The 7266-nt window shown below is 55.3% G+C and carries 11 protein-coding genes; 2 read left to right on the top strand and 9 right to left on the bottom strand.

Going from position 1 to position 7266, the window contains the following annotated elements:
- The first annotated feature begins 134 nt into the window (after positions 1-134).
- The gene (locus ENN68_10155) at positions 135-536 is read left to right on the top strand and encodes a PaaI family thioesterase (GenBank protein HDS46415.1); all 402 of its coding nucleotides are present in this window, start codon (positions 135-137) and stop codon (positions 534-536) included.
- A gap of 8 nt (positions 537-544) precedes the next feature.
- On the opposite strand, the gene ENN68_10150 is transcribed toward ENN68_10155, so the two are convergent.
- The 4 genes from ENN68_10150 to ENN68_10135 form a co-directional block, all read right to left on the bottom strand.
- Positions 545-1189 carry a DUF2953 domain-containing protein gene (locus ENN68_10150; protein ID HDS46414.1) on the bottom strand — a complete coding sequence of 215 codons (645 nt, stop codon included), beginning with the start codon at positions 1187-1189 and terminating at the stop codon, positions 545-547.
- Positions 1190-1330: 141 nt separating this feature from the next.
- A complete protein-coding gene (locus tag ENN68_10145) occupies positions 1331-1726 on the bottom strand; it encodes a hypothetical protein (protein HDS46413.1) in 396 nt (131 codons plus the stop codon).
- Positions 1727-1929: 203 nt separating this feature from the next.
- Positions 1930-2205, bottom strand: a complete 276-nt coding sequence (locus ENN68_10140; protein HDS46412.1) for a DUF3303 domain-containing protein — start codon at positions 2203-2205, stop codon at positions 1930-1932.
- Positions 2206-2306: 101 nt separating this feature from the next.
- A complete protein-coding gene (locus ENN68_10135; GenBank protein HDS46411.1) occupies positions 2307-2747 on the bottom strand; it encodes an RDD family protein in 441 nt (146 codons plus the stop codon).
- Between the two features lie 164 nt (positions 2748-2911).
- Here ENN68_10135 and ENN68_10130 point away from each other — a divergent pair, with 164 nt between their 5' ends.
- A complete protein-coding gene (locus ENN68_10130) occupies positions 2912-3337 on the top strand; it encodes a hypothetical protein (protein HDS46410.1) in 426 nt (141 codons plus the stop codon).
- A 21-nt stretch (positions 3338-3358) separates the two neighbouring features.
- Here ENN68_10130 and ENN68_10125 read toward each other — a convergent pair whose 3' ends face one another.
- From ENN68_10125 to ENN68_10105, 5 genes are read right to left on the bottom strand one after another with little or no spacing between them, the layout of a single operon-like run.
- Positions 3359-3829: a hypothetical protein gene (locus ENN68_10125; protein HDS46409.1), complete on the bottom strand. Its 471-nt coding sequence runs from the start codon at positions 3827-3829 to the stop codon at positions 3359-3361.
- On the bottom strand, positions 3769-4497 hold the full coding sequence (locus ENN68_10120) for a hypothetical protein (GenBank protein HDS46408.1): 729 nt from the start codon (positions 4495-4497) through the stop codon (positions 3769-3771). Before ENN68_10120 ends, ENN68_10125 begins: the two co-directional genes overlap by 61 nt.
- A 1-nt stretch (position 4498) precedes the next feature.
- Positions 4499-5218 carry a hypothetical protein gene (locus ENN68_10115; protein ID HDS46407.1) on the bottom strand — a complete coding sequence of 240 codons (720 nt, stop codon included), beginning with the start codon at positions 5216-5218 and terminating at the stop codon, positions 4499-4501.
- A gap of 9 nt (positions 5219-5227) precedes the next feature.
- A complete protein-coding gene (locus ENN68_10110) occupies positions 5228-5746 on the bottom strand; it encodes a hypothetical protein (GenBank protein ID HDS46406.1) in 519 nt (172 codons plus the stop codon).
- A complete protein-coding gene (locus tag ENN68_10105; GenBank protein ID HDS46405.1) occupies positions 5743-7005 on the bottom strand; it encodes a DUF1073 domain-containing protein in 1263 nt (420 codons plus the stop codon). The genes ENN68_10110 and ENN68_10105 overlap by 4 nt, the downstream gene beginning before the upstream one ends.
- Positions 7006-7266 lie beyond the last annotated feature (261 nt).

The following is a 7266-nucleotide window of genomic DNA, read 5'->3' as shown; positions in this document are numbered from 1 at the left end:
GCGATTCCGCTGAAGCCCGCGATTTACGTCGTCAGTTGAGTTCGCGTGCTCCGACGGAGGTTCAGCACCTGCATCGCCAGGCCGAGAAAAAGAATATACCGTCGTAATTCAGGATATGAATTAGTTGAGGAACGATGGAAGTAACCGAGGATTTTTTTAAGGGCGATAACTACGCGGCGTTATCGGGTATCAAGCTGCTGGAGGTCTCGAGAGGGCATGCGCGCGCGATGCTGGAGATCAACGAGCGCCACCATAACATGTTCGGCATGGTGCATGGCGGTGCTATCTTCACGCTGGCCGATTTCGCCTTCGGGGTGGCCTCGAACTCGCATGGCACGGTTTCTGTGGCGATCAATTCTTGCATCTCATTCTTCAGGACCGCAACCAATGGCGTGCTCTATGCGGAGGCGCGAGAGATCTCATTCCATCCGAAAATTGCCAGCTACATCGTTGAGATCACCAATGAGCAGAAAGAGCTCATTGCGTCATTCCAGGGCATGGTATACCGGAAAAAGGATCCGGTGAAACCGGTGTGATGGATTCATCACGTGGTTCGAAAGATCTTCCGCATCCTCCAGAGGAACCGGATAACAGGAGCGATGATGGTAACGAGCGGCAGGCTGAGCTCCACAGCGACCTCGGTATCCAGTTTCTCCTCGTGAAATGAGGGCGCAATTTCAATAGAGGCGGCTGGTGGAAATGCGGCAGTTGCGATGCCGCGTCCCGCGTAGAGCGCTCCAGTCAGCATACCGGTCTCGGCCGCATCCGGTAGCCCCACCACCAGCTTATCACTCGCACGCTTCACTGAAAGGTGTCTGGTGAGCGTACGCACGAGCTCTTTGGCTGCGCTATACAGTTCGTCCGCGTTCGTAATCATCGTTGCCCAGTCTGTCCCTGCATTTTCCCGCTTCTCCTGCTTCTTCTCCTCTGTTTTATCCGCCGTGCGGCGTTCCAGCGGTCTTCGGAACACCGTGCGGCCCAGGATGCATGCTCGAAATTCGTGCCGCTCTGCACGGTACTCGACGTGACCGGTCAGCGCACCGAGCAGTAGCCCAAGCGAGAGTATTACTTCAGCTATCGGGCCTTCTTTCAGGAGCCGGATTGAGATGCTGGCAGGAATGAGTAACGTTGCAACACTGAGTAGTACACTAAGTGCGAAAATGACCAGGAGAACGAGCGCCAGGGTCATTGTTGGTACTCCGGTTAGTTAGTCACTACCGTGGAACCTCGTGGTGAATTACCCGTTTACTTATGAAGGAGCGGAACTGAGCTTACGAGAGCTCTCGACGATTATACCTACCGATTACGGAATTACCGCTTTACTTACGGATCATGGTTCGGTCTTCGTGCCTTCGGCCGTCTTGCCAGCTCGCATCTCAGAGACCTTCTCCATGACCGCCGGCAGTGCTTCGCCCACGATCTTATCGAGCGTGCCCGAAGGTTTCAGTGAGAGCACCTTCAGTCCCTCGGGGCCAGAAACGCCCTTGAAGACCGCAATAAGCGCAACGGGGCTCAAGCCACCGCCGCCGCCAACGCCATAGCCAGCCCCTTCCTTCTCTTTGCGCGTCGCACCACCACCGCCACCGGCACCGAAACCGATGCTGAAGACCGGGATCAAGACCTTATCCTCGAACTCTATCGGCGTACCCACGGCGGCCTCAACTGAGATGATCTTCTGGAATTCCGCCAGCATCCCAGCGATAATACCTTTGAGTTCAGAACCCATACTTCTCACTTCATAACAAGCAAGGTTCTTCTGCTACTTAACGGTATTCACCGCAAATGGTCTTTCGCTCGCTTAAATGGGCTGATTCGATGCGGTTGCGCCGCAAGAGCAAGCAAGCAGTGTCCTCGGTTATCGTGCCATTCGCACGCAACGAGGAGCAAATTCGGGTAGTATAAAAGCGAAGGACCGGAATGGATTGAGGGTCACCGTACATCCAGACGCACGCGCGGGATTTTTAGTACGTTCTCAGCGTCCATCACCGGTACAGACTCAACCTTAGCGACGTCCGTCCAGGAGTTGTTGGCTGCCTGAAGAACTTGTGGATCTTCCACCTCGTAAAGAACGAAGTATCGATTTCCGGAGAGATCTAACCACGCGCCATGAACAGTCATCCCTTCAGGACATTTCCACTCTGACCATCGTTTCCCCATTTCATCCCTCTTTTCTGGTTCCCAGGTCCATATATCCATAAACAACATCTTCTTTTCCGCCGGTTTTTAGATTGTATGCTCGTGCACACTTTTTTTCATTTCCGCACACGCATCACCCTGCTTGGCTTTTTTATAAAAAACACCGGTACCTATGCCTTCACCACAGTCGTGTGAGCCGCGAGATCGCCAATTCGCTGGTTCTTATCGGTAAGGAGGATGATGATGATCCCGAATATATACAGTGTGGGTAGCATATCGATAATTCTGCACAGCGTCCGTATGAGCGCGTCGACGAAGGTCAGGCTCTCGCCGGATTCCTTTGTCACTTTGATATTCATGACCCGCTTACCCAGGGTCTGGCCCGAGCTGCCTTCGAGATACGTGAAATAGAGCAGCCAGATGATCATGCTAATAGCAGAGACCGCTAGAACCGCCGCTCCAGAGAATGCCATCGGATCCCTGAGGGTTCTCATCGAGATTAGTGCGGCTGCACCAAACGGCACTGTTATAACCCAGATAATGATCCCCAGGATGATGTAATCGATGATAAGCGCCACCGCTCTGCTTCCCAGGCTCGCATAATCTGCCATACGATCGATAGTCACTTCCCTTTAGGTTCGTGTTTCTGTCTTGTTTGCGGGAACATAAAAGACTTGCGGTGCACGTACCGTTCCTGAGCAGTGCAGCGCTTCGCTCCAGTCTGCGGAAACTGTGCGGTTCTTGGATATGGTGGATCAAGGCAACAAAGCCTCGCATGCTCCCGAACGAGATCCTTAGTGAGCAGGAGATATCGGACTTAATCGATAATGCGCAGAATTTACGTGACAAGGCGTACATTGCGTGCCTTTACGAAGGCGGGTTCCGGATAAGCGAGCTCGGCGGGCTGCGCATGAAAGATGTAGCATTCGATCGTTATGGCGCAATCGCACTGGTAGCGAAAAAGACCGGGATGCGTCGCGTTCGGCTCATCTGGTCGGTGCCGTACCTAGCGCAATGGCTGGAGGCGCATCCGCAGCGAGACGATCGAACAGCGTTGATATGGGTGAAGATGAATGGCGAGCCGCTGCTGTATCACGCGATCCAAAAGCAATTGCAGAAGATCGCCAAGCGAGCAGGAATCAAGAAGAAGGTGAATCCGCACAACTTCAGGCACTCGCGATCGACGCATCTCGCCTCGTGATTGACGGTCTTCTACGTACGATCAACCCCAGTATCTCAGCACGTATCGGGGATCGCCGGGGAACCCAACGTGGTAAAGGAGCAGTCCGACATCGCCCACGTCTACCACGCCATCGCACGTCACATCGCCGCTTATTCCGCGTGAGACCACATACGCAGAACCCGAATTTGTGCCTTTGTCATCATCACTCCATGCGCCAACGAGGGCATACTCACCGTCGAGGGCTACCGAGTAGCCGAAGTAGTCACCTGCGGCGCCGTCGGTGGCTAACAGCTTTGCCTGCTGGGTCCACGAAATGCCGGATCGCTTGAAGATATACGCCGAACCCGAATCAGTGCCTTTGTCATCGTCATAGATTGCGCCAACGAAGACATACTCACCGTCGAGGAATACAGAGTCGCCGAAATAGTCATTTGCGGCGCCGTCGGAGGCTAACAGCTTTGCCTGCTGAGTCCACGAGCTGCCGTCCCGCTTGAAGACATCCGCCGCCAGAACTGCTGAGGGAACATGCGAATAATCCGGAACTCCGTGGCGAGATCGTGGTGCGCGCTCCGGATGAAGATATCGATATCGCCCTTCGTCCTATTCCGGGTGCAAAGCCCGCCGATGAGCGATACGTACGGTTTCGTGCGGTAGAATGATTTGAAGTAGCCTAAGACTTGTTCGAGCGTGATCTCTTCACCGAGCTCCACACCCGAAGGGTTGACCGGTGCGAGTGGATCGTCGGTGTCCACCCACGTCGCGCTACATTTCGCATTCTCAACCTCAACATGCCTGTCTGGCAGGAGCTCTCTCTCCGGTGGGGCGAACGCATCTGCGCCGGGCGGTTGCAAAAGATCCTCTTCGACTTCCTCGCCTTCGGTGAGCACGGCGATCTGCCAGGCCTTTAACCTGCTTGCCACCCCGCGCCAGAGCTTCTGGTACGCATCGCTCTTCTCCTTGCTGACCGTGAACTGCATTTTACCGCTGCGGACACGGCGGGCAATCTCGCGTGCGCAGGCAGCTGCTTTGTAGTAGACCACCTCGTACGTGAGATAGGAAAGGCCATCGTCGATATTCGAAACAGTGGCAACGAAGAGCCGCCAATCGTCTCTGAGCTGCTCGTTCGTGCAGTTTTCCGGTTCGTATGGGTCATCCCAATCTTTAACGGATTCTGTCATGTCATGTCAATGTCCCCTTCCGCTCTCGATTCAGTTCGGGATCAACTTTGAAGTTCACCAGCTGGTTATGCTTCCGCACCTTTTTGCGGACTCCCTTGATCTGTGGGTCCGTCCAGTGCACCGGCACGATATGCGGGGACACCTGGCCATCATAATAGCAATCGGCGACCTTCACGCCCCACACCTTGCAGAGATCCAGCTTACGCAGGTTCTCTTCGCACGAGATTCTCCAATTGCAAATCATAAAGATCGTGACGTCTTCTGGCTTGTAGCCCGCTTTAAATAGTTTTTTAAGGGCGTCTCTGATTTTTAGCTGATCTTTGTAGTACCAATCCCAGCCGATGCGGACATTCTTGAACCTGCTCGTCTTCAACGCGATTGCACTTTCCTGGGTCAAGAACCGATAATCGATACCGCATATGAGTTCGTAATGCACGACTTTGCCATTTACGCGCTTTTCACCGAGCTCGCGGATAATCTCAATTGATTCTGATTTGCACAAAAGGTTCATGTCCATTATCTTGACCGTGTTCCGCACGATCTCTGGAATGGAAAAGAGCTTGAGCTCTGTCGGTTCGTAACAGTACGGGCAGTTATGTGGGCAGCCTTCAGAGAGCCGAATCCATTGCTCAGTCTCGTTGCATTTGTTGTAGGGCCCGTAGCTGTACGGAACCCGCAACTTCACTTCTTTATCTTCGGTAAGCATTTTCTGCTCTTCCATATCGTCTGCCTATGATCCTTTTGCAGCATTGAGGCGAACGTTCTGGATCGCCCACTGCAGTGCCTGCTGCGTTTCCACCGGCAGCGCCTCAACCGTGGTGGCCCGCGCGTGCAGCGCGGCATCCTCCTCGTAGCTGATCTCAGCATGCCCGCGGACTTCGTCCGGGAACACGCGCACGTGATCCTGCCAGAGCTCGCCATCGCAGAACCGCAGCCGCCGCAGGTTGTAGCGCTCGCCGTGATCGCAGTACGCGAAGTAATTGGGCTGATAGCCGAGCAGCACGAGCTCCTGGAAGACCGCGTGCGGATCCGCGTTCTCAAGCGGTGCGATATGGTATCGCTGGCGCGCGATGCTCTTGCGCAGGACGAACGTCTGGAACGCCCAGCGCACGTATCGCCAGAGGTGGTTCCACTGTAGGCGCACCTTGAACGAGCAGAAGCGGAGCACGTAGAGCATCGCGGCTGCAGCAGCTGCCGAAGCGATCCCCAGGGATTCAAGATCAGTGAAGATGAGGTCGGTGGGTGTCACTCGTTAGGGCTCGCCTCCTCCGGTTCCGCTTCTTCTTCACCTTCGCCTTCTTCTTCACCCGCATTCAGCGCCGCCGCCTGCGCGCGAATGAGCTCCGCCTGCGCGCGTTCGCGTTCGGCCTTCGCGGCTTCCGTCTCCGCGCGTGCATCGTAGAGCCGCCCGCGGGCGACATCGAGCAGGAAGATCGCGGGCGACGACCAGTTCAGAAGAAACTCCGCCGGTGGCAGCTGCCCGCTCGCCTGGAACCTCTTCACGATCGCGGTGAGCGCAGGCGCGAGCACCGTTTTCTGGATCGTCAAGAGCATATCCGCGTAGTCCTTGCGATCCTTCGAGGCCGCTTCAACCGCGCCCTTCTGCGCGCCGAGCAGGATAGAGACCGGGATGTTCGCGCCGCCGGCGATCTGGTTGCAGATGACGGTGTAGAACTTCTCGGGATCGAGTGCGCCGGGCCGGTGCGTTTCGACCGTGCACCCGGGCGGAAGCGTGATCACGGTCTTACTGTTGATCTCAGTCACGACCGCGTCGATCGCGTCGATCTGCTCCTGGTTGGCGTTTTCGCCGGCGACCACGGTGGTCAGGCCGGCACCGTGGCGGAACATCGTCTGGCCCGTTGCCCAATCTAAATTCTTGAGTATCGTAAGCGCATCGAAAAGCGGAATTAAGCACGATTCGCCCTCGAAATTCTCCTCGATCGAGAGCGGCTGCAGGTGGATGATCCGCGAAGCGTGGATCTTGATGCTCGGCGTCGAAAGCTCGTAATACGCGAGCTGCGCGGGGATCGTGACGTTGCCCGCGTCATCCGTTGCCGCGACTTTCGCGGCGACCCAGCCATGCGGTATCGCGAAAAGGTAATCGATTTTATTCTTGGGGTTCGCGGGATGCTCAAAACTGCGCGGGTCGCGGTAGCCGATTAAGATCCCCGCGGAACCGTAGAGCCGCGCGAAGATGAGGCATTTCAACAGCGGCTGGAAGATCATCTGCGCATAGAGGTTCTGAACCTGCTCGTTGAGCTTTTCGAGCACTTCGCCCGTGCTATCGCAGACCGTAAATTCACCAGCAAGCGCGTCATGAGCGACCGCGTAAACGATGTTGTGCGCGAGCTGGTTGCGCTTGTACATCTCGTAAAGGTCGCTTTCCTTGATGGTTTTCTGGAAGTATCCGGTCTCCCTGCCTGTCGAAGTCGGGTGTGGCGTGAGCCAGGGGAAGGTAAGTTTCTGGAGCGCGGCGTTCAGGGCATCGCGAAACAGGCGGGGAGTCATTCAGAAGAATGAAATTGCAAGGGCGTTTAAGGTGGGGTCGAGATTTTATTTTGTCACCCCCCACACGCCTCGTTCAATCCTTGTTCTGGTAGACTTCCTTTTGCAACCGAATTAACGGGATTCTCCTTAGAGGAGCTAGAGGTGATTGTTTCAATCCTTGTTTTGGTAGACGCCCTTTTGCAACTTCCAGTTATCACTTTGACTGTTGTTCCGCCACGGCCAAGTTTCAATCCTTGTTTTGGTAGACGCCCTTTTGCAACT

Source organism: Methanomicrobia archaeon, assembly GCA_011049045.1.
Taxonomy (GTDB): Archaea; Halobacteriota; Syntropharchaeia; order Alkanophagales; family Methanospirareceae; genus JACGMN01.
The sequence above is the reverse complement of the archived record's forward strand: the minus strand, read 5'-3'. Positions and strand labels throughout refer to the sequence as shown.

Excerpts from the sequence above, each read along its gene's own strand:
- ENN68_10155 (HDS46415.1), top strand. The coding sequence starts at position 135 with ATGGAAGTAACCGAGGATTTTTTTAAGGGCGATAACTACGCGGCGTTA.
- ENN68_10150 (HDS46414.1), bottom strand. The coding sequence starts at position 1,189 with ATGACCCTGGCGCTCGTTCTCCTGGTCATTTTCGCACTTAGTGTACTA.
- ENN68_10145 (HDS46413.1), bottom strand. The coding sequence starts at position 1,726 with ATGGGTTCTGAACTCAAAGGTATTATCGCTGGGATGCTGGCGGAATTC.
- ENN68_10140 (HDS46412.1), bottom strand. The coding sequence starts at position 2,205 with ATGTTGTTTATGGATATATGGACCTGGGAACCAGAAAAGAGGGATGAA.
- ENN68_10135 (HDS46411.1), bottom strand. The coding sequence starts at position 2,747 with ATGGCAGATTATGCGAGCCTGGGAAGCAGAGCGGTGGCGCTTATCATC.
- ENN68_10130 (HDS46410.1), top strand. The coding sequence starts at position 2,912 with ATGCTCCCGAACGAGATCCTTAGTGAGCAGGAGATATCGGACTTAATC.
- ENN68_10120 (HDS46408.1), bottom strand. The coding sequence starts at position 4,497 with ATGACAGAATCCGTTAAAGATTGGGATGACCCATACGAACCGGAAAAC.
- ENN68_10115 (HDS46407.1), bottom strand. The coding sequence starts at position 5,218 with ATGGAAGAGCAGAAAATGCTTACCGAAGATAAAGAAGTGAAGTTGCGG.
- ENN68_10105 (HDS46405.1), bottom strand. The coding sequence starts at position 7,005 with ATGACTCCCCGCCTGTTTCGCGATGCCCTGAACGCCGCGCTCCAGAAA.